Annotated in this window: 21 protein-coding genes; 13 read left to right on the top strand and 8 right to left on the bottom strand. The window is 58.4% G+C overall.

Features of this window, described 5'->3' with window-relative positions; genetic code table 11:
• Nucleotides 1-147: 147 nt before the first annotated feature.
• From AC3Z8Y_RS11215 to AC3Z8Y_RS11200, 4 genes are read right to left on the bottom strand one after another with little or no spacing between them, the layout of a single operon-like run.
• On the bottom strand, nt 148-1,194 hold the full coding sequence (locus tag AC3Z8Y_RS11215) for a Wadjet anti-phage system protein JetD domain-containing protein (protein ID WP_490089746.1): 1,047 nt from the start codon (nt 1,192-1,194) through the stop codon (nt 148-150).
• Complete coding sequence (locus tag AC3Z8Y_RS11210; RefSeq protein WP_490089745.1) at nt 1,194-5,528, bottom strand: coiled-coil domain-containing protein; 4,335 nt, start codon at nt 5,526-5,528, stop codon at nt 1,194-1,196. The genes AC3Z8Y_RS11215 and AC3Z8Y_RS11210 overlap by 1 nt, the downstream gene beginning before the upstream one ends.
• Before the next feature lie 7 nt (nt 5,529-5,535).
• The gene (locus AC3Z8Y_RS11205) at nt 5,536-6,246 is read right to left on the bottom strand and encodes a DUF6063 family protein (RefSeq protein WP_490089744.1); all 711 of its coding nucleotides are present in this window, start codon (nt 6,244-6,246) and stop codon (nt 5,536-5,538) included.
• A 9-nt stretch (nt 6,247-6,255) separates the two neighbouring features.
• Nucleotides 6,256-7,476, bottom strand: a complete 1,221-nt coding sequence (locus AC3Z8Y_RS11200) for a hypothetical protein (protein WP_490089743.1) — start codon at nt 7,474-7,476, stop codon at nt 6,256-6,258.
• A 374-nt stretch (nt 7,477-7,850) separates the two neighbouring features.
• On the opposite strand from AC3Z8Y_RS11200, the gene AC3Z8Y_RS11195 reads away from it, so the two are divergent.
• The gene (locus tag AC3Z8Y_RS11195; RefSeq protein ID WP_490089742.1) at nt 7,851-8,735 is read left to right on the top strand and encodes a BrxR family transcriptional regulator; all 885 of its coding nucleotides are present in this window, start codon (nt 7,851-7,853) and stop codon (nt 8,733-8,735) included.
• A gap of 844 nt (nt 8,736-9,579) precedes the next feature.
• Here the strand turns inward: AC3Z8Y_RS11195 and AC3Z8Y_RS11190 are convergent.
• The gene (locus tag AC3Z8Y_RS11190; protein ID WP_490089741.1) at nt 9,580-10,839 is read right to left on the bottom strand and encodes a type II toxin-antitoxin system HipA family toxin; all 1,260 of its coding nucleotides are present in this window, start codon (nt 10,837-10,839) and stop codon (nt 9,580-9,582) included.
• Nucleotides 10,839-11,150, bottom strand: a complete 312-nt coding sequence (locus AC3Z8Y_RS11185; protein WP_490089740.1) for a helix-turn-helix transcriptional regulator — start codon at nt 11,148-11,150, stop codon at nt 10,839-10,841. Before AC3Z8Y_RS11185 ends, AC3Z8Y_RS11190 begins: the two co-directional genes overlap by 1 nt.
• A 235-nt stretch (nt 11,151-11,385) precedes the next feature.
• Between AC3Z8Y_RS11185 and AC3Z8Y_RS11180 the strand changes: the two genes are divergently transcribed.
• The 3 genes from AC3Z8Y_RS11180 (at nt 11,386) to AC3Z8Y_RS11170 (ending at nt 14,497) form a co-directional block, all read left to right on the top strand.
• Nucleotides 11,386-12,198: an endonuclease/exonuclease/phosphatase family protein gene (locus tag AC3Z8Y_RS11180; protein ID WP_490089739.1), complete on the top strand. Its 813-nt coding sequence runs from the start codon at nt 11,386-11,388 to the stop codon at nt 12,196-12,198.
• On the top strand, nt 12,195-13,430 hold the full coding sequence (gene clsB / locus AC3Z8Y_RS11175; RefSeq protein ID WP_490089738.1) for a cardiolipin synthase ClsB: 1,236 nt from the start codon (nt 12,195-12,197) through the stop codon (nt 13,428-13,430). Before AC3Z8Y_RS11180 ends, clsB begins: the two co-directional genes overlap by 4 nt.
• A gap of 89 nt (nt 13,431-13,519) precedes the next feature.
• Nucleotides 13,520-14,497: a lysylphosphatidylglycerol synthase domain-containing protein gene (locus AC3Z8Y_RS11170; protein ID WP_490089981.1), complete on the top strand. Its 978-nt coding sequence runs from the start codon at nt 13,520-13,522 to the stop codon at nt 14,495-14,497.
• Here the strand turns inward: AC3Z8Y_RS11170 and AC3Z8Y_RS11165 are convergent.
• Nucleotides 14,479-16,536, bottom strand: coding sequence for a hybrid sensor histidine kinase/response regulator (locus AC3Z8Y_RS11165; RefSeq protein WP_490089737.1), 2,058 nt, complete (start codon nt 16,534-16,536; stop codon nt 14,479-14,481). The two genes, AC3Z8Y_RS11170 and AC3Z8Y_RS11165, sit on opposite strands and share 19 nt — an antisense overlap.
• A 203-nt stretch (nt 16,537-16,739) precedes the next feature.
• Here AC3Z8Y_RS11165 and AC3Z8Y_RS11160 point away from each other — a divergent pair, with 203 nt between their 5' ends.
• The 8 genes from AC3Z8Y_RS11160 to AC3Z8Y_RS11125 all read left to right on the top strand — a co-directional run bounded on the left by AC3Z8Y_RS11160 (nt 16,740) and on the right by AC3Z8Y_RS11125 (nt 24,056).
• On the top strand, nt 16,740-17,537 hold the full coding sequence (locus AC3Z8Y_RS11160; protein ID WP_490089736.1) for a CSS-motif domain-containing protein: 798 nt from the start codon (nt 16,740-16,742) through the stop codon (nt 17,535-17,537).
• A gap of 95 nt (nt 17,538-17,632) precedes the next feature.
• Complete coding sequence (locus tag AC3Z8Y_RS11155) at nt 17,633-17,782, top strand: hypothetical protein (RefSeq protein ID WP_490089735.1); 150 nt, start codon at nt 17,633-17,635, stop codon at nt 17,780-17,782.
• Between the two features lie 122 nt (nt 17,783-17,904).
• On the top strand, nt 17,905-19,479 hold the full coding sequence (locus AC3Z8Y_RS11150; protein ID WP_490089734.1) for an EAL domain-containing protein: 1,575 nt from the start codon (nt 17,905-17,907) through the stop codon (nt 19,477-19,479).
• Nucleotides 19,480-19,521: 42 nt separating this feature from the next.
• Nucleotides 19,522-20,403: an EamA family transporter RarD gene (gene rarD, locus AC3Z8Y_RS11145; RefSeq protein WP_490089733.1), complete on the top strand. Its 882-nt coding sequence runs from the start codon at nt 19,522-19,524 to the stop codon at nt 20,401-20,403.
• Nucleotides 20,404-20,493: 90 nt separating this feature from the next.
• The gene (locus AC3Z8Y_RS11140) at nt 20,494-21,141 is read left to right on the top strand and encodes a paraquat-inducible protein A (RefSeq protein ID WP_490089732.1); all 648 of its coding nucleotides are present in this window, start codon (nt 20,494-20,496) and stop codon (nt 21,139-21,141) included.
• Nucleotides 21,138-21,776, top strand: coding sequence for a paraquat-inducible protein A (locus AC3Z8Y_RS11135; RefSeq protein WP_490089731.1), 639 nt, complete (start codon nt 21,138-21,140; stop codon nt 21,774-21,776). The genes AC3Z8Y_RS11140 and AC3Z8Y_RS11135 overlap by 4 nt, the downstream gene beginning before the upstream one ends.
• On the top strand, nt 21,745-23,418 hold the full coding sequence (locus tag AC3Z8Y_RS11130) for a PqiB family protein (protein WP_490089730.1): 1,674 nt from the start codon (nt 21,745-21,747) through the stop codon (nt 23,416-23,418). Before AC3Z8Y_RS11135 ends, AC3Z8Y_RS11130 begins: the two co-directional genes overlap by 32 nt.
• On the top strand, nt 23,415-24,056 hold the full coding sequence (locus AC3Z8Y_RS11125) for a PqiC family protein (protein ID WP_490089729.1): 642 nt from the start codon (nt 23,415-23,417) through the stop codon (nt 24,054-24,056). The genes AC3Z8Y_RS11130 and AC3Z8Y_RS11125 overlap by 4 nt, the downstream gene beginning before the upstream one ends.
• 88 nt (nt 24,057-24,144) lie before the next feature.
• On the opposite strand, the gene AC3Z8Y_RS11120 is transcribed toward AC3Z8Y_RS11125, so the two are convergent.
• A complete protein-coding gene (locus AC3Z8Y_RS11120; protein WP_490089728.1) occupies nt 24,145-24,534 on the bottom strand; it encodes a hypothetical protein in 390 nt (129 codons plus the stop codon).
• Between the two features lie 314 nt (nt 24,535-24,848).
• Here AC3Z8Y_RS11120 and AC3Z8Y_RS11115 point away from each other — a divergent pair, with 314 nt between their 5' ends.
• Entirely contained in the window at nt 24,849-26,255 is a 1,407-nt protein-coding gene (locus AC3Z8Y_RS11115) for an MFS transporter (RefSeq protein WP_490089727.1), read from the top strand.
• Nucleotides 26,256-26,257: the final 2 nt, after the last annotated feature.

Below are 26,257 nucleotides of genomic sequence, written 5' to 3'. Positions count from 1 at the left end.
TGACGCTTTCGAGGTCGGGGTGCATGGAGCGCCCCGGGTACGTCAATGCTTCGACATTACCAGGCAAGCTCAATGATGGCTGCGCGAAGCCTTGGATATCCAATGCCTATTGTCCGCAGCCGGCACAACGATCATTTTGTCGCTAGCCTACGACTGAGCGGCTGCAGATAAATTATCGATAGAGGCTTTGTTTAAGCCTAGTTCATAAGGCTGGGATAAGAGTTGCTCAAGCCCTATGCCCTCTTGTGGCAGACAGTCGCCCTCCTTCCACACATCGTGGACTTCCTGAGCGAGTTCAGGTATCCACGAAGTAACCGCTTGGTTGTCACCTGCGTAAAGGATGGGCAGTGGCCTGTGGCGACCAATAGTCAGCAGCTTTCGGTAGAGCCAGATCGCCGGGTACAGCTGGGTCTTATGCTTAGAGTTGTATCGCAGCGGTATTGAAACACCCTCGGGGTCCAGATCTCCGAAGTATTCCGCTCCATCACCGTCAACCTCCCTGATGACTTCATCCAGCGCTGTACCCGTCGACGTAATGGCGCTACCCGCGCCATATACGACGGCCGCGTAGCGATGTGCGGTGTCGTTCCATTCGCCAAGGCTGAAGAACGTGTGATGGTTTTCCACGACCAGCACCGGCCGCCCTGGTTTGCCAGGCTGCTGTCGGTAAGGCAAGGGAAGGTCCACCTTTCTGGCACCAATCGCTGACAAAGCAAGCCTGCCGCCAAAAAGTGCATTGGATCGCACCCTGCCATCGAGGTATTTCTCATCCCCGAACATCTCAAGCGATCGCTCACGCAACGGCACCATCATAAAGCGCCCCTTGCGGCGGATGAGCCATTCGTTGATGACCTTGGCCGTCACCTTTTCGCTTTCCGTCAATTGCATCCAAAACCCCAGTTCCGGCATCCAGGAAACGGTTGTCCAGTCTAATTTCAACACCGAGATCGTTTCAACAATCACGGTGATAAACATGGGCATGGCCGGATTGCCAATACGCTCGAAACTGCGGGGAGAAGGAAGTCTCAGGATTCCTTGCTCATCGCCAGCCCTCAGGGCCTCCATGAGTAACCTATCCCGATTGGGATGCTGTTGGAGCTCTGGATGGTGTTCTATCCAGAGGCTCCTTAACTTCAGCAGGTCTATGCGCTTTTTACGGCTGCCGCGCAATGCTTCAAAAAAAGCAATGTTCATCAATTTGTACCTGCTCTTTGCACCGCAGTATTGAAGGTTGCAGTTGCCATTTGAATGTGAGATCGCCCGCTTTTCACGCCCTCCTTGCGCAGACGGATCACTCGCTGAAAGCCGGCAAGGATGTTCAAATCCTTCATGGCTGTGAAGAAAATCAACTGCACACCAATGGCCTCGGCCAGCATGATCTGGACATCAATCAACGCCCGGGTCTGTACCTTGGCAAACGGGTTATCAAGAATAAGGGGACACCCGCCACCGCGCTTAGTGACGGCCTGATGGGTACGTCGCAGTTGGCTCATCATCAGGTACATGAACATGGCGATGACCACCCCTTGGCCGCCGGACTTTTTCAGCCGCCCGGCATCCTGGTACTGGTGATCGGCATTCTGCTCCATTTGCAATAATTGCAAGCCGAACGCGCGTTGTGGGGAAAGGTTGATCATGCCGGCCGCGACCAGGTCCGCACCATGTTCAGGAATGACCTTAGTCTCGATCAACGTGTTCAAGTAATGCCGAATAGAAGCCTTCCCCGCTTCCGTCGAAACACCTGTAATCGGGTGACGCATCTTCATGATGACTTTGCCACCGACATAGGGGGCGCCTTTTGGCACCATGACCTCGCAAGCTTTCTTCAGGACACTCATGCCCTCTTCTACCAACTGATGCACTTCGCCCACGCAATTCTCAAAGTCGGGCAGCATGCCTTCCAACTCAGACTGAGAGGCATCCGTACGCTCAACGATCAGCATCATCAGTCGCTCAAAATCGCTGCAGGTGGTTTCAAATGAGTTGCTCGACAGCTCGTGGGCAAGGCCCGGATCAACGTCCTGCACGCCCTTTGACTTCACCACATCTGTAAGTCCATCGAAGTGCGACTGAGCCAATTTTCGAGCTTCTTCCAGACCGACACTTTGCTGCTTATAGCGGTCGAGCACCTCCATCACTTGCGCTTCGCCGTCACCTTCAAGCTCAATAAACTCAGGAGCGGCAGCCTCATGAGGAACCGCAGAAATGAGCATTTTCTTATGCTTGTTCAACACCTCGACGTTCTTCTTGCCTTGAGCACGCCTCTGTGATGCTTTCTCGGCTTCGCTCTGATCGGAAACCAGATTTTTCTCAAGCTGATCCGTATTTCCCTGGACCACCACGATGTGTTCTGCAAGCTCATCATCACTGAGTAATAAGACATCATCAGAAGGTTGAGGGGGATCGACCTTGGCGAAGAAGGCCTTTTTGTCGCTGCTAGCCACCGCATGTGCGTTCGATGATGATAAAAAAACCTGTTCGTACAAACCGACCTGCGTTATCTGGGCCGTGCATTCATTCGCGAGATCGAGACTGAGTAGGTTGACCACGGCTTCTTCGCGCAGATCGGAAAATTCAGACCTGTATTCTTCTCGAAACGTGGCTTCCGTTTTACGTAATTGCTCAAGGGTTACCCTACGAACTCCCAATCGCTGAGATTCCTCAGTATCAAATACGACTTTGTCTGAGTCGTAGGTCTTGATCAATGTTTGCAGATCGAAACCAGACTCAAGAGCTGTTCGATAATCGAGACTGGGATCGAAAATCTCGGTGAGGTCTTTGCGATTCAGCAACTGCTGGGCGCGACCCACAAGATCGAACTGCAATTGTTTCGAGTGGGTGATGATATCCGCTTTCGAATCGATCAGTCGCTCAAGGCCTTCACTCTCTGTTTCCGCCTTTGCCCGAGACGCTTGCACCGTTGCCAACTGCTGCCTCCATTGCGCAAGCGGTTGATCATACTGGTGCGAATAACGCTCCAGACGCTGGATCTTACTGGTCTGATTGGCGATTTCACTTGGAATCAGATCTATCTCCTTTTCAAGTCCCTTCGCACGCTCTAGCACTTCACTGGCTTCTTCCAGGCACCCTGCCTGCAGACTCGCGAACGCCCGTTCTTCCTCATAGTGAGTGTGAATTTTTTGCTCAAGCTCAGCGATTCGCACAGCACCGAAGCGCCCCTGATAATCTTTGAGTTTGTTGGCTGCATCACGAGCGTCGTTACGGCGCTGAATGTGTGCGTCGCGCGTGCCTGAGATTTCAGCGATTCGCTGTTCAAAATTGAGCAGCACGGCGGCCGCGGCCTCTAGGTTATAGGCAGAGTCGTCTTCTGCCGGTATCACCACCCGGTCGAATGCAACGACGGTCGCATCCAGGGTGGCAAGCGCGACAGTCACCGGGGTATTCAGGGGTAAGTCAGCACCCGCAACAATCTTGCATGACGTCTCCCACTCTTCGGAGGCCACGCAGACGCCGAGAAACCTGGCTGGGTCGGAGGCGACCAGTCGGCGAGCCTCTTCAGCATCGGAGACAACCTTGGCAATGTAGGAATTGGTTGCTCGCGCAGAATGAATGCCGGCGGACCGAAGTAGCCTGACAACTTGATCGACGTCATCACTCTGGCCCGTAAGTTCGGATTCTTCGATGGACTGCCTGGCGCGCTCCAGGTTGGCCAGGCGAATGTCCCGCTCCAGCACTTCACGGTCCATGGATTGGATAAATTCGTTAACGGTGCCCAGCAGTGTCAAAGAGTCAGGGTCACACAGCTCAGCTTCGACCACCGAACACAGCAACCGATTTTGCTGAAGATCTTCTTGAAGGGTTCTGGCATCACCGACTTCTCTGCTCAGATTTTCCTGAATGTGCGCTTCCGCTTGGGCACGCGATCCGTGCTGCGTCGCCTGATCACGAAGACGGTCAACGTGTTGTAGATAGTCCGCTCGTTCAATGCGCAACGTGTCGAGGCGACTTTGCGCTTGGGCAATGGCTACCGTGATTCTTTCGATCGCTGCAGCGGCGTCATGATCGAACGCGTCAAGTACCCCGTCGTCCAGCAAACTGGTGCGTTCAATCTGAGCATTATGGATGTCGGCCCCGACTTTTGCCTCCTCTTGCTGAAGCGTCCTGATGGATAAGCTCAACGTTTTAATTTGGGCCTTGGCTTGAGCCACTGCCTCAGCAGCCTCCAGCTCAAAATTTTTCTGCGCTATGTGTTTGTCGTCGGTCTGCTTGAGCAGAATATCGATAGCGCCACGAAGCAGCGCCCCCTGTCTTTCGAGCGCTTCCTTGATCGGGCACAAGCCCTCAACTTCTTCTGCCAGCGACTGCTCTTCAATGAGAACTTGCTCATGAGCGCTGGTGATCTTCTTGTACGAAATGGCACCCTTGAGATGCCTCAGACGCAATTGAGCCGCGTCCCTGCCAACCTTAGCCGCTTCAAACGCCGCTGCTGTGCGATCCACACTGCGCGTGTGCTGCAAAGCATGCATGGAAAACGTGAACGCTCGCTGATGTGCCAATAGCTCCTGGTTTTCCAAAATGCGTGAGTTGAGGGTATCGATCAGGTCACCAAAATTAGTGACCTGCTTTTCTTCACTTAAACGAGCCAGCTCCATGACAGCGGCCAGTCCCGACGCACGGCGTAACAACCCGATGCGCGTTTCAAGTGCAAGCTCAAACGCTTTAGAAGATTCACCCAGGGGCTTCATGGACGACAGGATTCTGGCCAACTGAACAAGCCGCGCTTCAAGGCGAGGTTTATTCTGGTATTTGTCAGCCACATTCACCACGGTGTTGCGTACCGTTTGAGCGCGCTCAGGGTCCATCGTTAGCGCCATGAGCTTACGAACCAGATCCTCTTCATCCTTGAAGGTCAGGAAGCCGCTTTCCAGGCCACCTTCTTGCCCATTAAATTGTCGTTGCATGACCAGAAGATCGAGATCCAACAACCGTGTGGTGGCAAGATGCGTGATCCAATCGTGCTGATTGCGAGTGTGATAAAAGTCTTCAGGGCACTTCCTGTACATTTGGGTTAGCCATTGATTGAACTCTCCCATCGTGCTCACCCCAGGCATGCCAAGCGTGTTAATGCCGGGTGCTGGGATATCTTCAAAAGTTATGCCGTGCTGGGATTCGAAAGCGAAAAACACCCGATCAACGTCGTTACCGCGTTCAATGACATCTCGCGTCGCAACGGCTTGGGCAATGACCAACTTGTAGTCCTTGCCCCCAGGCAGCCGTGATGGCATCGACCATTCGATGATGATGAAAGATGGCTTTCCGTCTTTAGCGAAATAGTCATTGAACTGGTGGTTGGGGTTCTGCATGTGCTGAATGAACAGATCCCGGCGCGGCTCGAAGATGCTGAACACATACGACAGCAAAGAGGTTTTGCCACCGGTGTTTTCAAGGTTGACAATTGCGTTGACCGCCTCGTGCGTATCCGGCGCAGTGAAGTCGAGCAAGGTCTGGTCGTACCAGGCAGTGGCAGTACCGTAGCGACAAACAAGCATTCGGGTAATTTTTTGCATAAAATCCTCAGGCCGTTGCGCCGGAACGCACATAGTCAAATAGTCGCGGTAGCGTCCGTTCACGTAGCTGAATGCGCAGTCGATGGGTGGCGGTGTATTCAACCGCTTCGCCCTCATCCTGGGCCCCCACGTTATTCACTAGCCCGTACTCAATCAGGTAGTTCAGTGCCATGCGCACCAACCCTTCTATCGAGTTTGGCGACGCGCGATCGGCTTGGGGGATCGAAGTAGGCAGGCTGTGAATGTAGCTCCAGCCTGGTCGCAGCTCCTCTCGGGAATAATTATCGGAATCTTCGAGTGCATTCATGCGCCCGGACAAGCCAGTTAAGGTGTCCCTGAACATGGCCAACGTCGCCGGCATTGGAAACCGGCTGTCATCTTCAATCAAAGCGGTCGTTGGATAAAACACCGCGCAGATGGCCAGGAAGCTCAGCGCCAGCGCGACACGCTGGTCTTCAGACAAGTTTTTGCGTAGATCACCAAGTCGAATCGAGAAGCGACTTTCCTTACGCGCCGGGGCGATGATCAAGCCACGCTCGCTGACATCGAGCACCATCAGTTCCATCCCTTCAGCAATTTGCGCAAGTACCTGCTGCAGTTCTGGGCTAGCACGGTACCGAGCCAATAGCTCGCGATACTCCCCGTCATTGGCCGGGGTCGCACTTAGATTAAGTGCCCGATAAATCAGACGTGCTGCGGCGCTGTTCTGGTTATCCAAATGAACCTCCTAAACCATTGTCTTGACGTCGAATCTGAGGTTGTCGCCTCGGACCACCCAGGTTTCGTATTCACCGTCGAGCATCGCATGGTGGTTTTCAAATTCTGATTCGCTGTCGGGGAAGCTGCGGTAAAGGCAGAACGCAATGCACTGCTGCTCAATCGCACTGAAGCCTTCGTTCGCTCCCGCATCAATCAATTCATTAATCCGCCAAGAACGGTTTTCTTCAAATTTTGCGGATAGCCATTGAGAAATTTTGACAACCAATTGATCTGGAAAAGGATCCGGCCAGACCTGGAACGGCTCGATCTCGTCGTCATCCTCGTCGTCATCTGCGTCCTTGGTTAACTGACGTCGCTCCAGCAGGATGCTAAGCAGGTTCGATAAATCAGGTGTTTTTGGAAACACTGCCGGGAACAAACTGACAATTAGCTCCTCGGCCGCCACAGCCAATTGCGCGCCTGGGCGGATCATTGCTTGCGGGAGAAGATGTGTCTCAAGATCAGGAATGCCGGAAGATTTTCGGGCACGGAACGCGGCTGTCTGAGCGTCGATGAAACGCCCTTCGGCGCTGCTAACCTCCAGCTGCAGCCGAGCTCTTACGTTGCCAGCCTTCGACAACAAGTCATGCAGGCTTGAAAGCTCTTGCTTGCTCTTAATGTTTTCTACTTCACCAATCTTGTTGCGAATCGCCATGAGCAGCCGCCCCTCTTCTTCCTGGCGAGCTTTAACGTGCTGGCGGGAGTCGTCTAATCGAGGTTTGATATCCGTACTCCATCTCACCGTTCCCGGTGCGCGAATCGCCTGAGTAATATGTCCCTGAATGTGTTGCCGATGCTCAATGGAAAGCACCATGGCGCGCCTGGCGAACTCCGCGGCCTGCTCAAAGCGCCCTCTCTCGATCAGGATCTGCAGCATCTTTTCCATTAGGATCTGCTGATCTTCAACGTCCACATTCAGCATGCCGATCAGAAGCAGATAACCCTCCGGTGAGGGGCGATACCGATAAACGTCATCAAGATCCGGCTCGAGATTCAACAGGCGAAAGCGGTATACGAGGGTTTGCACAGTGGGGGCGTGAAAGTAGGTGAATTCGAATTCTTTGTAGTTCTCGGCTTTATTACTCAGGCAGCCAATCACGACATCGGCTGCCTTTGCACACGCTGAGCCGGTTTTTTCTGGCCGGATCCGACTGATCACTGAACTCACATAGGTGTGCACATCCGCCATGCTGTACCCCGCGCCAACTGCGGATCCCTCCATCATGAAAATTGAGGGTGGCCATGCACAGGTAGTGGGTGTCCAGGCCATCAAATAGCGGCTCTCCAGCCTCGTCTTGATGGAAGTTACGAGTCGAATAGAGCTGGTTCATTGGTTCCAGCAACCGCTGATTTCGCAACTGAGGCGATAAGTCGATCAACTCGCTCTTGGGCTCGCCCAGCGAATCGGATGCATCGGGCAACTGTTCGTTTGGCATAGGGCTTTCATCTGCTCAGTAGTGAGGCCAACGCCACTCTTAAATGGTCATCAATTTGATAACCATGCATGAAGTCTATTGATGATGGTGTAGTATGGCAATCCCCTTCACTACAAAAAGTTCGACCATGCTTGAGAACCTCAGTCAGCCACAAAGAGACCGCCTCGCCTTCATAGATCTCAGATTGCGGATGCTGGGTGAACTCAAGCGTCAGCACTTGATCGAGCGCTTTGACATTCAGGAAGCGGCGGCCAGTCGTGACATCGCGCTGTACAAAACGCTCAGTAAATACAACCTGGTGTATGACGCGAGTTCGCGCCTCTACAAAGCCAGTGAATCCTTCAAGAGCCTGTTTGACCCCACCGCGGAACACGCGCTGATCTGGATCACCAAGGGGCTCGGTGATGGGGAACCCAGAGACACCACGCCTGGGATTACGGTCGATTTTCCAGATCAGCTGACGTGGCCGAAGCTCGATATCTTGGGCCACGTCACCCAGGCGATTCACCAGAAATGCCCCTTGCAGATTGATTACGAGTCGCTGAACGGATCCAGCCAGCGCGTCATCGTGCCTTTCTCTCTGGTCGACAATGGACTTCGCTGGCACGTCCGTGGGTTTGACAGAAAGTCGGGCGAGTTCCGAGATTTCGTCATCACCCGGATCCGCAAGGCAAGCCCTCTTCTCGATGATGCCGTCGCTGTTCACGAGACGAGCGATCAAGACATTCAGTGGACAAGGATCGTTGAGCTGACACTTATCCCTCACCCTGATCAACCGCGACCGGAAGTCACGCTCATGGATTACGCAATGGTTGATGGGATGCTGTCACTGAAACTTCGGGCGGCTACGGCGGGCTACACCCTACGTAAGTGGAGCGTGGACTGTTCACTAGATCACAGTCTAAGGGGGCCAGAATATAGGTTGTGGTTGTCCGATCCCTTGGCACTGTACGGTGTCAAGAACGCGATCCTTGCTCCTGGTTATGTCGCACCTGACGCGCGCGAATTTTGAATTGGATGATAGGTGGCTCTGGCGATGGTCTTCTCGTTTGGGTGCTCAATCGGTAGATTTGACCTCGAGCTAATCACCTTATCGCTCTGCAGGTAAAAGCCATTGACGATGATCATTCAGCTACCAGTGTTCTAATCACGGCTATTCCGTTAGCTACCGTTGATGTGTTCGATCAAAACAAAGGCAAGCTCCTATTCGACCGCATCGACACTAAGGCACTAGACACCCTGATGTAATTTCAGAGCCAAGGCCGGCGTCGGCATAAGCGGTACCTGGGCACGCGGGCGCTCGCATTCGACCGCCCGCGTGCTGCGCCTCGCTATCCGACAAGTGTCGAAACCGAACCGGTCATTTTGCATTAGCAGGGCCGAACAAGAATTGGGCTGCGCATAACCTGCTTTGGTTCCAGTTCACCGAGGGAGAACCTCTGAGCGTGCCACTTCCCTCCCCCCAGCTAACCCTAGTTCGGGCGTAAACTCAAAGCCATCCAGAGCCATACTGGATTTCGTCAGGAATCGCCATTCGTGATCGCTCATGCAAGGCGTCTGAGTGGGGGCAAAATTGGGGGCATATTAAGATTTTTTCAAACTGAAACTATCGTGCTAGAGCCCAGTCATACTGTTCTTTGGGGATCCAGATAGCCTGTGATAAGCCTTGAGTCCGTTCGCCAACCGTGATCTTACGCTCTGATGCTGCGTAACGGGTGGACAATACTGTTCCATGAATGCGTGAGTGGGCAGCTAAGCCTGATTAGGATGCACTCATTGCATCCACCTGACGCAACTGGCGCTCTGCTTAGCCTTGAGCATTTCGGCCTAAGCATCCCGCCAGGGTCGACATGGCTTCAGCGAAGCAGAACACTGTTCTCCTCGATGCGGCGCTGAATGGTTTCGAGCGTGCCTAGACTGATCGCGCCTGGATGAAGGCGTTGGGCAATTTCCGTGAACTGGCCACCCATTGTGCAGATCCGCTGAATGATTTCATCCGCATCCTTTTTGGATAGCTCCGCCTCCTCTGCAAGGCCAAGCATCGCTCTGCGATCAATAGCCATCGCTTCCCCCATGACGTCCATCTGGTGGTAGCCACCTGGGCCTTCGCAAAACGTTACGTCGTAAGCAGGCGCCAATCGCCATGCCCCGGAAGGCGACATCACGTATGCAAAATTCTTTGGATGGTCGTCGCGATTGTTAAAAACCACATTGAAGACCGCCCTTTCAAAGCCCAATGCCTTTTCTCTTACATCATTAGTGCAAAGGTTTGTCGCACGTAGAAAGTTTACATAATCCAGGCTCCCCGGCGCCCTGTAGTCCGCGCCAGTGAAGGCTGCAAGGCTTTGCATCGGTACGCGCTGCCCTTGTAACCGGTCAAAGCGCCTGCTCGCGAATGCAGCTTGCCCACTCGGAAGGCTGAAATAGCGAGTATCTGGAGTTTGAATACCGCACAGTCGCAGGCACTGTGCGTAAACCATCTCGATGGCACACACTTCGGGGTGTTCGTCCTTTGCTGGAAATTTGACCAGCCAAGCTTCGAAGTCAGGCCGAGGGGCGGTAGTGAAGATATCTGTTGCGGGGTCTCGATAGACCAATGCCTTAGGCCTGGCGCCTTGAGGCGAACCGCCAACTTGCAGCAGATTTTGCAGAAACTCGCCCCCTTCACCGTTGAGAACTTCCTGAACCTCTCCTGCCAGAAGTTCAAGGGGTATATTTACCAGCCCCTCCTCCCCCTCGGTTACTGCCGGCTCAAACGACATCGCTCCCATTGCGTTATGACCGATACAAGTAAGTCGCTCCAGTGGCCCAATCCTCGATGTATTGAGCCCGCGCCGCTTGAACAGTCGATCCATTAATAGCATGCCCCAGCCATCCGGCAGCGCATCGTAGACAGGCCCGGGCAACCCTAGCTGGTGAGTCGGAAAGCCCCTGCGCAGCTGGGGCCCTTCCAACGCAAGCGTGTACGAGGACAACTCCAGGCCTTTGCGCTTCGCTTCGTCGCTGTATTCGAACAGGATCTGCGGGCGGCCATTGAGGGCAGTGGTCGATGCAAGCCTGCCCCATAGCCAGCGCTGCCCCCATCCGCAGTAATACACGTCAACCTGCTGGAGCATTATTGTGCTTCCTTTCGTATACGTTGACGGCCGTTACTGCTCTCATAGCGGCGAATATCTTCAATACTTTCCAGCTTCGGCAAAAACAGGGCCTCAAGTTCGCTGGTTCGCCCGAGCACCATGGCCACGCGTACAAGGTTTTCAAAACCGACGCTGCGTCCAGCTTCGAGGTTAGACACGGTGTTGACCCCCACACCGGCCCGGCCAGCGACATCCGCTTGGGTCATTTGCAATGCCAGCCTTTCCATGCGTAAACGTTCACACAGACGTCGGACGATCTCGTCAGGCTTTCTTAAAGATAAATCCAACATAATGGACCTTAAGGCTAATATTCAAACTTAAAAACCGTTAAAAGGGATTTAAACAGAAGCAGTGAGGTTTGCCTAGCTACGCCTGCTCGGCACCTGGCTACCGGAACCATGCCTAACCACCTCGGCCCCTGGAACGCCAGCGCCGCACCCTCCCAAGCGCCCTACGCTGAACCATCTACCCCCCTGAAAGTCCGACTATGAGGACTTTTCAACCAGGATTTGGGGAGCTTGGCCGATGGCAACACAGGATTTCCGGCCGCTGGATGAGCAGGTCACGGCCGCGGACGTGCTTCCGCAGGAAGCCCCGCCGGTGCATGCGCTGCACATCCTCACCGTGAACATGCACAAGGGCTTCAGCCCGTTGAATCGCCGCTTCGTGCTGCCCGAGCTGCGCGAAGCGGTGCGGGCGACCTCTGCCGACGTGGTGTTTCTCCAGGAGGTACTGGGTGTGCACCGGCGGCATGGCGAGCGCTACGACAACTGGAGCGATGTGCCGCAATATGAGTTTCTCGCCGACAGCATGTGGCCGGTATTTGCCTATGGGCGTAACGCGGTGTACCCGGACGGCGACCATGGCAATGCATTATTGTCCAAATTCCCCATCCTCCATTACCAGAATCACGACGTGAGCGTCGCCGGCCAGGAAGAGCGCGGGCTGCTTCATTCCGTGCTGGCTGTGCCGGGGCAACCGCCGGTGCACACCATTTGCGTTCATCTTGGCCTGCGCGAGCATCAGCGTCAGGAACAGCTTCGCTTGCTGTGCCGACTGCTCGAAGGCTTGCCGGAAAACGAGCCCGTGATCGTCGCCGGTGATTTCAATGACTGGCGCCAGCAGGCCAGCAAGCTGTTGGCTGGCTGTGGCTTGCGTGAGGCTTTCGCCGAAGCCCATGGCTCGCCGGCGCGCAGTTTCCCGGCGCGGCTGCCGTTGTTGCGCCTGGACCGCATCTACCTGCGCAATGCCACCGCGCATGCCCCACTGGCACTGTCCCGCAAACCCTGGTCGCATTTGTCGGATCATGTGCCCCTGGCTGTGGAGGTACGCCTGTGACCGAGCAATGGCGTAGCAATAACCAGATACAGCTTCTGATCAATGGGGAGGAGTTTTATCCAAGCGTGTTCCAGGCCATTGCCCAGGCCCGGGAGGAAGTGCTGATCGAAACCTTTATCCTGCGTGACGACAAAGTGGGCCTGGAGCTGCAGCAGGTGCTCACCGAGGCGGCCGCACGCGGGGTGCGAATCGAAGTGCTGGTGGACGGCTATGGCAGCGCGGACCTGTCGCCTTCTACCCTGACCGCGCTTTCGGAAGCCGGCGTGCGGGTGCTGGCGTTCGACCCGAGCAAGCCGATGCTGGGCATGCGAACCAACCTGTTCCGTCGGCTTCACCGCAAGATCGTGGTCGTCGATGGCGAGATCGGTTTCGTTGGCGGTATTAATTTCTGCGCGGACCACCTGGGCGACTTCGGCCCCATGGCCAAGCAGGACTACGCAGTGCAAGTACGCGGGCCGATCGTTGCCGACCTGCACAAGGCTTCGCTGGCCCTGATGGACGAAACCAGCCGCGTTACCCGGCATCACAAGCCTTGGCTGACCGATCGGGTACCCTTGGAACCCGACAGTGCTCACGCAAAAATGCTGCTGAGCATTCGCGACAACAACAACCATACCGACGATATCGAAACCCACTACCTCAGCGCCATCAAAGCCGCCCGTGAGCGGATCATCATCGCCAATGCCTATTTCTTTCCGGGCTACCGCGTACTTCGCGAGCTACGCAACGCGGCCCGTCGCGGAGTAGACGTCACACTTATTCTTCAGGGCATGCCCGACATGCCACTGGTACGGCTGTGCTCAAGGTTGCTGTACAACTACCTCCTGCGCGATGGGGTGGTGATTCGCGAGTACACCACCCGGCCACTGCATGGCAAGGTGGCCTTGGTCGACCACAACTGGTCAACGGTCGGCTCCAGCAATCTCGACCCGCTCAGCCTGTCACTCAACCTGGAAGCCAACCTGGTGATTGATGACACCGCATTCAACGAGCGCCTTTACACCCATCTGGCGCAGCTCGCCAAAGAAGAATCCAAGAGCATTACTCTGCAACGCGTGCTGCGCGGTTACTGGTGGCGCGCGCCTTTGATCTTCCTCAGCTTTCACTTCCTGCGCCATTTCCCTGCCTGGATCGGCCTGCTGCCTGCCCACTCCCCCCGGCTCAAACCCTGGACAACCGTAAATGAAACGGCGCCGGGCGATACCCCACTGAACGCGGAGAAAAGCGCATGAACCCCTCCGTAGATCCCGCAGCCACCCCTGAGGTACGGGATGGCCAGCCTAAACGTCGCTCCAAGATATGGTTATGGACCAAGCGCCTGATGACTTGGAGCTGCTTCCTCCTGGTACCGGTGCTGTTGTTCATGCTGGTGCGCAACCTTGATTGGCAAGAAGTGGTGCAAGCGCTCAGGTCTTACAAGCCGGGTACGCTCCTGCTGGGTGGCGCATTGGCCTTGGTGAGCTATCTGGTATTCAGCAGCTACGACCTCTTGTCCCGACGTTATACCGGCCACCGCCTGCCCGCGACCAAGGTGCTGCCACTGGCCTTCGTGTGCTATGCCTTCAACCTCAACCTCAGCTCCTGGGTTGGCGGCATTGCCCTGCGCTATCGGCTATACGGCAAGCTGGGCCTGAGCGTCGCGACCATTACTAAAATCCTCAGCCTGGGCCTGGTCACCAATTGGCTGGGTTACCTGCTGCTGGGCGGTGTGGTGTTCGCCATGGGGCTGCCGGCCCTTCCGGACAGCGTGAAAATAGGGTCTACCGGGCTGCGCCTGATCGGCGTTGCAATGGTCGCAGCTGGCGTTGCCTACCTGCTGGCATGCCGGTTCGCCAAGCGGCGCACGTGGACGATACGCAAGCAGGAGGTCACACTGCCCTCCTTCCGCTTCGCGGCGCTCCAGGCCGCGACAGGCGCACTGAACTGGTCGTTGATGGGCGCGCTTATCTTCACTTTGCTACCGGAAAAAGCTGACTACCTGACGGTGCTGGCAATTCTGCTGATCAGCAGCATCGCCGGAGTAATCACCCACATACCCGCCGGGCTGGGCGTACTGGAAACCATCTTCATTTCTCTACTGCAGGGGCAGTATTCAAAGGGCGCTCTTCTGGCTGCGCTGATTGCCTACCGGGCGTTGTATTTCCTCGTACCCCTGGCAATCGCCTGCGTGGTGTATCTGGTGCTGGAGCGCAAGACCCGCCGAGGCGGAACGCCGGAACCTGCGAGCAACGGCGAGCAACCCGGTGAAGACACTACCGCTGCGCCAGGCAAGGGCAAGCGTTATTCCGCAGCGGGTTGACGGAGCATGTGTGCGACGCGCCGGGCAAATTCGTTCAGCGCGAAGGGCTTGGTGATGATCTCCATGCCCGATCTGAGCAGCGCGGGCCCCAGCGCGGACTGTTCGGCGTACCCCGTAATAAAAAGCACCGGAAGGTGGGGCTTGATGGCGCGGGCGGCTTCGGCGACCTGACGCCCATTCAGCCCGCCAGGCAGGCCGATGTCAGTGATCACCAGGGCCACTTGCGGCGTACGGCCCAGCGCGGCAAGCCCACTTGCGCCGTCTTCGGCACACACGACGTGATACCCCAACCCTTCCAGCGTTTCGCTTACCAATTCACGAATGGCAGCCTCATCATCGATGAGCAGGATGCATTCGCCTTTCGCCGTCGGCTGCGCCAACGCTACCGGCGGTTCCTCCGGTGCGGGTGCCAGTGCTTCGCTGTAGCGAGGTAGATAGATACTGACCCGGGTACCCTTGCCCGGATGGGAAGCAATATTCACGGTGCCCCCCGATTGACGGGCAAAACCATACACCATCGACAACCCCAGGCCGGTGCCCTGGCCCAGCGGTTTGGTGGTGAAAAACGGATCGAACACCCTCGACAGTACGTCTGCCGTCATACCATGGCCGGTGTCTATGACGCTGATGACCACATAGTCTCCCGGCGACAACGCTTCCACGCCGGCCGACGTGCTCGTCTGGGCATGGGCAGCACAGGCGAGCGTGAGTGTGCCGCCCTCGGGCATGGCGTCCCGAGCATTGATGCACAGGTTAAGCAGCGCGCTTTCCAACTGGTTAGAGTCGGCCAATACACACCAGGGCTCATGGCCGAACGCTTGCTCGCAGTGGATATGAGGCCCCAACGTTTGCCGAACAAGCGCCTCCAACCCTTCTATCAACGCGGCGACGGCCACAGGGCGGGCATCCAGGGTTTGCCTGCGGGCGAACGCCAGCAACCGGTGGGTCAGTGTGGCGGCGCGGTCCGCAGCGCCCCGGGCTGCGGTGATATAGCGCCCCAGCTGATCCACCCGCCCCTGTTCGATACGCCGGTCCATCAGTTCAAGGCTGCCGGAAATAGCGGTAAGCAGGTTATTGAAGTCATGGGCCAACCCACCAGTCAGTTGGCCAACCGCTTCCATCTTCTGGCTGTGCCGCAGTAGCGCCTCGGTCTGCTCCAGCGCGGCGGCACGCTCGCGCTCCACCGTGACGTCGCGCCCCACCGCATTGAAAAAACCCCCACCCGGCACAGCCGCCCAGTTGATCCAGCGGTAGCCGCCGCGCTTGTGTCGCAGGCGGCAATCCATATCCCGCAAAGGGTGGCCGGCGCTCAGGTCGCGCGCGGCCTGTTCACATACCGCTACATCTTCGGGATGAAGCAGCTCAAGCACGTTCATGCCGAGCAGTTCGGGCACGGGCCGTCCCAGCACCGTCTCCCAGGCAGGGTTGGCTGCCGTGATCGTAAGGTCGCTTCGAGTCACCAGCATGATGTCCGTGGACAATTGCCACAGGCGATTGCGGTCAGCGGTGCGCTCGGCGACCTCACGCTCGAAGCGATGGGCCAGGCTTTTAAGCTCCCCCTCGGCCTGTACCGTCGCCGTGGTTTCGATGATCGTGGCCAATACCCCGAGCACAACACCCTGCCCATCGCGCAGAGGGCTGAAACAAAAGGTGTACCACGCCGGTTCCCGGCGCCCGTTACGCTCGACGGGCAGGCAATGGTTGATGCCATGGCAGGCTTCCCCCCCGAACGCCCGCTGCACCGCGGTGCACAACCGTGCCCCGGCGTGCGGCCAGAGGCGCTCAAGCGTACGTTCGACTACGGGAGCACCGTGCCCTAACAGGTCCGCGAATGCATCGTTATGGAAGGTGTACTGCTCCACGCCCCAGATGAGGCACTGGGGGAAGCGGCAACCCAGCAGGTTGATAAGGCTGCAGCGAACAACCTCCGGCCAGTCTTCCCAGGGGCCCGGCTCGCTGCCTTGCCACGGATAGTGCCGAATGCGATCACTCATCACCCCCTGTGAATACGGAAACGACAGCTGTTCTGTGTAGGGCATGACCGGCTCTGTGCGCGATAAACCCGGCCATTCTTGACCATCCCCCCAGGGACCGCAACGGATAGGATCCTATCAAACGCTGCTTTTCCCTTTTTCCTACACCGTAACGGCGCGTTCCTTACCTGATCAATCCCGCACCAGTCCCTGGCCTGGGCCCATGCCGCGGTTAACCTGCCGCCGGGCTCACACCAACAGGATCACATATGTCACGGACAGACAAACACCGCTCGGCCCTTGGCGCGGCACTTCTATCAATAGGGGCCGCAGCCATTCCCCTCGTTGCCGGCGTAGGCCTGACCTTCAAGCTCTCGGACCAGGCGCTTCACGAAGAAAACGTGCGTGTCGGCAAGGCAGCCGTGGAACGCATGGACAAGATACTAAACGCGGCTTCCGAAACCGCTGACATCCTTTCGCCTATGGTCGGCAAGCGTTGCCAGACCGTTCTAAGCGCGATGCGCCGGGCAGTAGCGCAGGCGCCATGGGTACGATCAGCCTCCTATGCACACAAGAACGTTCCTTATTGCAACACGGTTTCCGGAAGCACGGGAGCGGCCCGCGCGCCTGTCGCCGTGGCTGGCCCCTTCGACTACCAGACCCTTGAATTGCAGAGGCCCGATGCAATGTCCGAAGGCTTTGGATCATTGCTATTGATCAAGGGCAATGTCCAGTACTCACTGACCGTGAGGATTGATAACCGGGTGATAACCGAACAGCTTGAACTGATCAGTGGCAGCGCCGATGTGGCGCTGCATGTTGCAGGTACCTATCTTTGGGATGACGGGTCGCTGCTTCGCGGTGAGCTTCGACAGAACCCTCGCTATCGCGTTCTGGTGCCCTCTACTCAGTTCAGCTATGCCATCCATAGCAGCCTCTCCGGTGAGGATGTCCTCAATCTCATTACGCGCAAGCTGCTTCTGATACTCGGCCCGGTGTTGATGCTCTCGATTTTCAGCGGCGGGCTTTGTCACTGGTTGCTTAGCCGGCCGGAGCGTCGCAATTGACTTGCCTGCTTGAAGGTACACCAACGCACTACCGCAACCCTACGGCGCAGTTCGGGTCACAGTATCGAATCCATTACCGCTGGAGCGTGCTAATTATGAAAACCCTGTCCACTGCTGTCCTGGCTGCAAGCCTTGTATTGTTGGCTGGCTGTTTCGACAGCAGTGAAAAAAAGACGACACAGCAAAACGCTGACAGCAGCCCGGCTTCCATACAGATGCAACAAAAGGACGAACAGAAAAAGTGATCCAACCTCGGGACAGGGCTATGCTGCTGCCAGCCGTCGAACCTCGACCCTGGCAATAGCCGCGCCGGGTTCGGGCTTGCAGGCCTGCCACCCCGGCCCACCCTGACCCCAGGAGCGTTGCCATGTCCCTACCCGCCACCCCCCAGAGGGCTCGTCGATGGTTATGGGTGGTGCTGGTTACCTTGCTCCCGTTGGTCCTGGGCCTTCCTCTGCTGGCCTGGCAGGCGGAACGCAACCTGGCGGCGCAATCGTCGCGTGATGTTTCGCTAGCACTCAAACGTCTCGAAACCATTCTGGATAACGCTGCCAGTGCCGCCCGGGCACTGGCCCCCCTGGCAGGAAAACCCTGCTCCGATATTACCTTGGCGCTGCGAGAGCAGGTCACAGGCAACCCCTACGTTCGATCCACCAACCTGGTAGCCGCGAACCGGCTGTACTGTAGCTCGCTGTACGGCTCGTTCAGCGAGAGTTTTTCCCTGGACGGCTTTGCTGCCGGGCGGTTGCGCCTGTTCGAGGCGAACACCGTCACACCGGGCCGCGCCCTGCTGGTTTACCGTGAAGCTGCCCAGGCTGGGGCGGCACTGGCCACGGTGGACGGCCAGCACCTGGCCAACGCGCTTGCCGCCTCAGACGTCGACAACCAGATGCTGTTCCAGGTCGGCTCTGCCTGGATGACCGCCCAGGGGCAAGTATCCTTGGGCCCTGTGCCTCGTTTCGCCTCCGGCGAGGCGTACGCTGCCTCCGCGCGCTATCCGTTCACCGTGCGTGGAGGCTACGCAGAGCCGGCCCCCTGGCACCGGATGTTGCAGCAATACCCGATGCTGGCCCTGCTTGTGGTGCTCGGCGGATGCGCTGGCGCCGTGTGCTACGTGCAACAACGGCGGGCCGGCTCACAGCGCCTGGAGCTGACGAGGGCGCTGGCGGCAGGTGAGTTCGTGCCTTTCTTCCAGCCGGTAGTGGCTGCGCAGAACGGGCAGTGCACCGGCACGGAGGTATTGATGCGGTGGCGCCACCCCCGCGAAGGCCTGGTGCGCCCCGATCTGTTCATTCCCTATGCCGAAGCCTGCGGGCTTATCGTGCCCATGACCCGCAGCCTCATGCGCCAGACCGCAACGGCGCTTGCCCCGATCGCGGATGGGGTTGCGGATGGCTTCCACGTGGGCGTCAATATCGCCGCTGCCCACTGCGAGGATCCGCTGCTGGCCGAGGATTGCCGGCAGTTTCTCGCAGCCTTTGCGCCGGGCCGGGTACAACTGGTGCTGGAGATTACCGAGCGCGAACTGGTAACGCCTACGCCTCAGACACTGGAGTTGTTCAGTACCTTGCGGGCGATGGGGGTGAAGATTGCGCTGGACGACTTCGGCACCGGCCATTGCAGCCTTTCTTACCTCCACCAGTTCAAGGTCGACTACCTCAAGATCGATCAAAGCTTCGTCGCCATGATCGGTAGCGAGGCGTTTGGCCGACATATCCTGGACAGCATCATCGAGCTGTGCGGCAAGCTCGAGCTGGAGATGGTGGCCGAAGGTGTCGAAACCCGCGAACAGCACCACTACCTCACCCGCCATGGGGTCGCCTACCTGCAAGGGTATTATTTTGCGCGGCCGATGCCGGCCGATCTGTTCATCAGTCATGTGCAGGCCTGCCAGGAACGCGGCCCCGCGCTACCGCTGGCGTCGGCGGTCGAGCTAGGGTAACGTGCCGGCCCCGCCGCGCCCCCGCTGCTGATCGAGGTTCCCGTGTCCCGAGGCATCGCTGCATCCGTACTGGCATCGTCGCTGTTTGCCCTGCTGTACTACTACACATCGCTGTTGCAGCCGCTCAGCGGCGAAGAGATCTTCGGCTGGCGAATGCTGCTCACGCTGCCGTGCGTGACACTGTTTTTGCTGGTCACCGGGGACTGGCGCCTGGTTACGGGCGTGATACGGCGGATCGCACAAAAGCCGGTACGCCTTGTCGGCTCGATGGCCACGGCGAGCCTCATGGGCGTGCAGTTGTGGCTGTTCCTGTGGGCGCCCTTGCATGGCCGCAGCCTGGAAGTGTCCATGGGCTACTTCCTGCTGCCATTGGCGATGGTGCTCACCGGCAAGCTGTTATGGGGCGAATCACTGTCCCGCGCGCAAACCCTGGCCGTGATCCTGGCGGCCCTTGGCGTGGGCCACGAGCTGTTCAGGCATGGCAGCTTCGCCTGGGAAACGCTACTGGTCACACTCGGGTATCCGGTCTATTTCATCCTTCGCCGGCGCTTTCGTACCGACCATCTCGGTGGCCTGTGGACCGACATGCTGTTGATGATCCCGGCGGCGTTATATTTCGTGATAACCGGTCCCTTGTCCTCAGCTCAACTGGCCGCACACCCTGCTCTCTGGGCATTGATACCGGGCCTGGGCGTGATCAGCGCGCTGGCGTTGGTGAGCTACGTATTGGCCAGCCGCCAGCTCCCGTTCAGCCTGTTCGGGCTTCTGAGCTACGTGGAGCCTGTGCTGCTGGTAGCGGTTTCACTGATGCTGGGCGAAACCATTTCCGCCGAGCAATGGCCTACCTACGCCGCCATCTGGGCAGCCGTGGGCGTACTCGTGCTTGAAGGGCTACGGCATTTGCTGAAGCGAGGGATCCGCTAGCCCGGCGGATATTTCCGCGGTTGCTGCTTTCCAAGCACAAAGCAGGCCCGATGTGGACAGGCCAGGCCAGTTTGACGAGAATGCACCCCCATGCCATCAACCCCTAGCGCGCAGCCTCGAAATGCCCCGGCGGCCTCCTCCGCCTGGCTCATCTGCGAGCATTGCGACACCCTGTACCAGCCTGTAACGCTGCGCCGTGGCGAGGCAACTACGTGCCTGCGTTGCGGCGCGGTGCTGGAGCGCGCGCGTCGCCTTTGCGTGCAACAACAGTTGGCGCTGGCCCTCACGGCGGCGATTCTGTTCATTTTCGCCAACGCCTTCCCGGTCATTTCCATCAGCCTCGAAGGCCTCAGCAACGCCGCCACACTCTTCCAATCCGTGCAGGCGCTGAATCACGGCCGTATCACACCCATGGCTGCGGTCACGGCGCTTACGATCATCCTCGCCCCACTACTGCAGGTCTCTCTGCTGTGCTGGGTACTGGTATTCGCCTGCAGGGATCAGGTAGCGCCGGGGTTCAGGCTGTGCATGCGCACCCTGGAGCACTTGCGCCCATGGAGCATGCTCGAGGTGTGCCTTTTGGGGATTCTGGTGGCGATCATCAAGCTGGGCGGCATGCTCGACGTGCATGCAGGCGTGGGGCTGTGGGCCCTGGCCATGCTCACGGTGCTACTGATCACCCTGGGCGGGCGCGAAGTCCGCTACCTCTGGGACGACTTTGACGGCCGCCTGACATGAACCGCCTACCCTATGCCAGCGAAGCCGGCTTGCAGCTATGCCATGTCTGCGGCCGCGCCTGCGCCCGGGCCGATGAGCGCTGCCCCCGCTGTTACGGCACCCTGCATTCGCGCAAGCCGCACAGCCTGGGTCGCACATGGGCGTACCTTATCGCGGCGCTGATCCTCTATGTACCGGCTAACCTGTTGCCGGTCATGAATACCCAGATGTTCGGCAATGCCAGCGAAAACACCATCATGAGCGGGGTTATCGAGTTCTGGGAAAGTGGTTCCTGGGACATTGCGCTGCTGATCTTCTTTGCGAGCGTGGTCGTGCCCTGTTTGAAGTTCTTTGCCTTGGGGTTACTGCTGATCACTGCTCAACGGCGTAGCCAATGGGCCATGCGCGAGCGCTCCAAACTGTTTCGCTTCATCGAGTTGATCGGCTATTGGTCCATGCTCGATGTGCTGGTGGTTGCCCTGGTGACCGCGTTGGTCCAGTTCGACTCGCTCAGCTCGATCGAGGCGCGGCTCGGCATTCTGTTTTTTGGCCTGGTGGTAGTGCTCACAATGCTCGCCGCCATGAGTTTCGATCCCCGGTTGATCTGGGATGCAGAGGTAGACGATGACAGAACACGCACACCCGACCGGGCCTGACGGCGTGCCGACACCCGCCGTGCGCCGGCGCCGCTTCAACGTGTCGCTGGTATGGCTGGTGCCGATTGCTGCGGCACTGGTCGGCCTTTCGATGCTGGTGCACGACAGCCTCTCGGCCGGCCCGAAGATCACGGTTCAGTTCCAGACCGCAGAAGGCCTTGAGGCCAACAAAACCCAGGTCAAGTACAAGAACGTGGTCATCGGCCGGGTAACCGACATTCAGCTGGCGCCCGACCGCACGCATGTGGTCGCCAGCGTGGCACTCAATGCCTCGGCCGGAAGCTTTACCGCCGCGGATTCCACCTACTGGGTAGTGCGGCCGCGTATTGGTGCGCAGGGTATCTCCGGAGTGGATACGCTGCTGTCCGGGGCATTCATTGGGGCCGATGCCGGTTCGGCCAAGGAAACCCGCAAAGACTTCGTAGGCCAGGAAACCCCGCCGCCGATCACCTATGGCCAACAGGGGCGACGTTTCACACTGCACACCGAAGACCTTGGCTCGCTGGATATCGGCTCGCCGGTCTATTACCGGCGAATCCAGGTGGGCCAGGTGATCTCCTACGAGCTGGCCGAGGATGGCAAGGGCGTGGACATCCAGGTGTTCATCAACGCGCCGAACGACAAGTTCGTGACGTCCGATAGCCGATTCTGGAATGCCAGTGGCGTGGACGTGTCCCTGGGGGCAAACGGTTTGAAGGTCAATACACAATCGGTGTCGGCGATCCTGGCCGGCGGTATCGCTTTCGTGGAGCCTCGCTGGAGCCCCGACGCCACCCCCGCCAACGAGCACGCGCAGTTCCAGCTGTACACAGACCAGGAAGCCGCCCTGGCGCCGCCGGATGGTGAGCCTCGCTACATTCGCATGCGCTTCGAACAGCCCATGCGAGGCTTGACGGTTAACGCACCGGTGGAATTCCACGGGGTAAACCTGGGGCGGGTGGTATCGGTGGACCTGGACTACGACATCGATAAACGGACCTTTCCAACCATGGTAGGCGCGGTGATCTACCCCGCCCGCCTGGGCAAGGCCCATGAAAAGATTCTGTCGCAATGGGGCGCCGAAGACGATGCGCGCTCGGCGCAGCTGATGGCGGCGTTCGTCAAGCAAGGCCTGAGGGCGCAGGCTCGCACGGCCAACCTCATCACCGGCCAGCTGTACATTTCGCTGGACTTCGTACCCCGCGCCGCGCCAGTTAACTTCGACACGGCGGCGCGGCCGCTGCTTATCCCCACCGTTCCTGGCAGCCTGGACAAGCTTCAGGAACAGTTACAAGCGATGGTCGACAAATTCAGCAAACTGCCGCTGGACCAGATTGCGGGCAACCTGAATGGCAGCCTGGGAGAAATGAACAAGACCCTTCGCCAGGTCAATACCAGCATGTTGCCGCAGCTCAACGATACGCTGGAACAAACCCGCAAGACCCTCGCTGCGGCCGAGCAAACGCTGGGTGAGGATTCTCCACAGCGCCAGCAACTCGGTGACACGCTGGGCGAACTCGAGCGCACCGCGAAATCGGTGCGGGCCCTGACAGACTATCTGGGCCGGCACCCTGAATCCCTCATTCGAGGGCGTACTCGCGAAGGCCAGCCGGACGCCTACCGCACGACCTCACCGACCTCCAGGGAGTCCGAAGCCCGATGAAAGCCACGCTTAAATACACCTTGGCGCTGTTCGCTCCCCTGGCCCTGGCCGCGTGCTCCTCGGCCCCCACGGGTTACCACACGCTGCTGGCGCCGCAAGCCGTGCCCGACAGGCAACCAGTGGCCGCTCCGGCGTACCAGTTCGAAATGCAACAGGTGCGCATGCCGGTACAGGTGGACCAGCCCCAGTTAGTGGTGCGTCAGGGCCAGGGTAGCCTGGCAATCCTGGAAAGCGAGCGCTGGGGCGCCCCCTTGGCTGACGAATTCCACGATGCGCTCACTCAGCGGCTGGAGCAGCGCTTGGGCACCCGTGACATCGCTGGCCTGCCGCGCGCGCCGGGGTTGCCTGTGCTGACGCTGCGCGCCGACGTGCGCCGGTTCGAGACGGTACCTGGGCAATATGCCCTCGTGGATGTGGTATGGAGCCTGGGCCTGTCCGATACCGCCAGCAAAGGCCGGCGTAACCTGACCTGCTCCACGTTGCTGCAGCAAGCCTCTGCGGGCAGCCTCGATGAGTTGGTACTGGCGCACCAACACCTTATTGATCGACTGTCTGCAACCATTGCAGGGACGGCGAGCCATTGGGTGACCGATACCACCGCCGGCTGTCCGAGCGTGGCGGCCGCTGGAGGGGTCTGATCCGTGAGTTACTGCGCAAGGTGGCAATAGCCGGTGAACAGCCGAGCCCGGCACAAAGGCCGGGCTGGTTCGGAGAACAGCGGGATGATCAGCTTGCGCTGTTCAACTGGCGGTCAGCACCATCCTGGGCAACGGTGTTCAGCTGGCGCTCGGCACCGTCCTGAGCCACGGTGTTCAACTGACGTTCAGCACCGTCCTGAGCCACGGTGTTCAACTGACGTTCAGCACCGTCCTGAGCCACGGTGTTCAACTGACGTTCAGCACCGTCCTGTGCCACAGTGTTCAACTGACGTTCAGCACCGTCCTGAGCCACGGTGTTCAGCTGACGCTCTGCGCCATCCTGGGCAACGCTTTGGCTGTAGGTGGATTCGGCGGCGCTGCTCACGCGATCAAGCGGGTGTTCAGCGTGCGAACGGGCGAAGGCGCTGGTGCTAGCCATCAGGGTCAGTGCAATACTCAAAACAAGTTGGCGTTTCATGATCTGGCTTCCTTTGCAGGGGTGTCTAAGGGTTTGTGAAGCCAATGCTACGCGCCTGACCGAAATACGGAATTTCATTGAGGCGATGTTAAGAATCATCAGAATTGATACATGGCTCGCGAACTTTCTTCATTCGCCGGCCGCTTACAACGTCAGAACCCCTCGAAGCGCATAGCCAAGCAGAACCCAGCGCTTTGCACCTTTTGCGCGCGATTATATTGCTCCTGAAACCTCGATCCGGACATAATTCGCAAACCTTCTTCCGTTGACTTGGCTAGCATTGTTAGCTCCTGATCCTCGGACCTGACGCGCACATGACTTCCGCCATTGCCTCCCCTCCCCTTGAAGCCCGCGCGGCAGCTATTTCCGCGCGTATCGACCGGTTGCCCTCAGTCGCGACGCTGTGGAAGCTCATCGCTCTGTTGTCGATTGGTGGGTTCTTCGAGCTGTACGACCTGTTCCAGACCGCCTATATCAGCCCCGGGCTGTTTGACGCGGGTATCTTTCACAAAGGCGACGACGGCGCCTTCGGTGTCTCCGATCAGGCGGCCTTCGCGTCGTCCACCTTCCTGGGGCTGTTTCTGGGGGCAAGCGTGCTCAGCCCTATTGCAGACAGATTCGGCCGCCGCGCAATTTTTACCTTCGCCTTGATCTGGTACACCCTGGCTACCGTGCTGATGGGCCTGCAGAGCACCGCGATGGGCATCATCCTTTGCCGCTTCGTGGTCGGGATCGGCCTGGGTATCGAGCTCGTCACCATCGACACCTACCTGAGCGAACTGATGCCCAAGCGCCTTCGCAGCCCGGCGTTCGCCTTTGCATTCTTCGTGCAGTTTCTCTCGGTACCCGCCGTAGCGTTGATGTCCTGGTGGCTGGTGCCACAGGCCCCATGGGGCATAGCCGGCTGGCGCTGGGTAGTATTGGCCAGCGCCGTGTTCGCCTTGTTCGTGTGGTGGCTGCGCAAGCGTTTGCCAGAGTCCCCTCGATGGCTGGCCCAACACGGCCGCCTGGCGGAGGCCGAGCAGGCGCTGGCTGCGATTGAAGCCCGCTGCGAGGCGGACCTGGGCGCGCCCCTGCCGCCCGCCGAGGCCCACACAGTGAGCGTGACCCGGCAAGGCAGCTTCCGCGATATCTGGCAACCGCCCTACCGGCGCCGTGCCGTGATGCTGATCGTGTTCAACATCTTCCAGGCCATTGGTTTCTTCGGCTTTGGCAATTGGCTGCCCGCCTTGCTCAACGGCCAGGGCATGGCCACTGCCCACAGCCTTGGCTACGCCTTCATCATCACGCTCGCTTACCCGCTGGGCCCACTGTTCTGCATGCGCCTGGCCGGCAGGCTCGAGAACAAATGGGGCATCGTCGGCTCAGCGTTGTGTACGGTGATCTTCGGCTCATTGTTCGCTTACCAATCCAGTGCCATAGGGTTGGTGATCTGCGGCATCATGGTGACGTTTGCCAATGCCTGGCTCACCTTCAGCTATCACGCCTACCAGAGCGAAATGTTCCCTACGGCCATCCGCGCCCGGGCGGTAGGCTTCTGCTATTCGTTCAGCCGGCTGTCCACCGTCTTCAGCAGCCTGATCATCGGCTTCTTTCTGGAGCATTGGGGCACGCCGGGCGTGCTGGCGTTCATCGTGGCAAGCATGCTGATCGTGATGACCACCATCGGCATATTCGGCCCGCGCACCCGCAACCTCGCGCTCGAAGACATCGCCGGCTGAGC

It is taken from the genome of Pseudomonas sp. 3MAES_34.3B (genome assembly GCF_058145875.1).
This window is presented reverse-complemented; position numbering and strand designations above follow the sequence as displayed.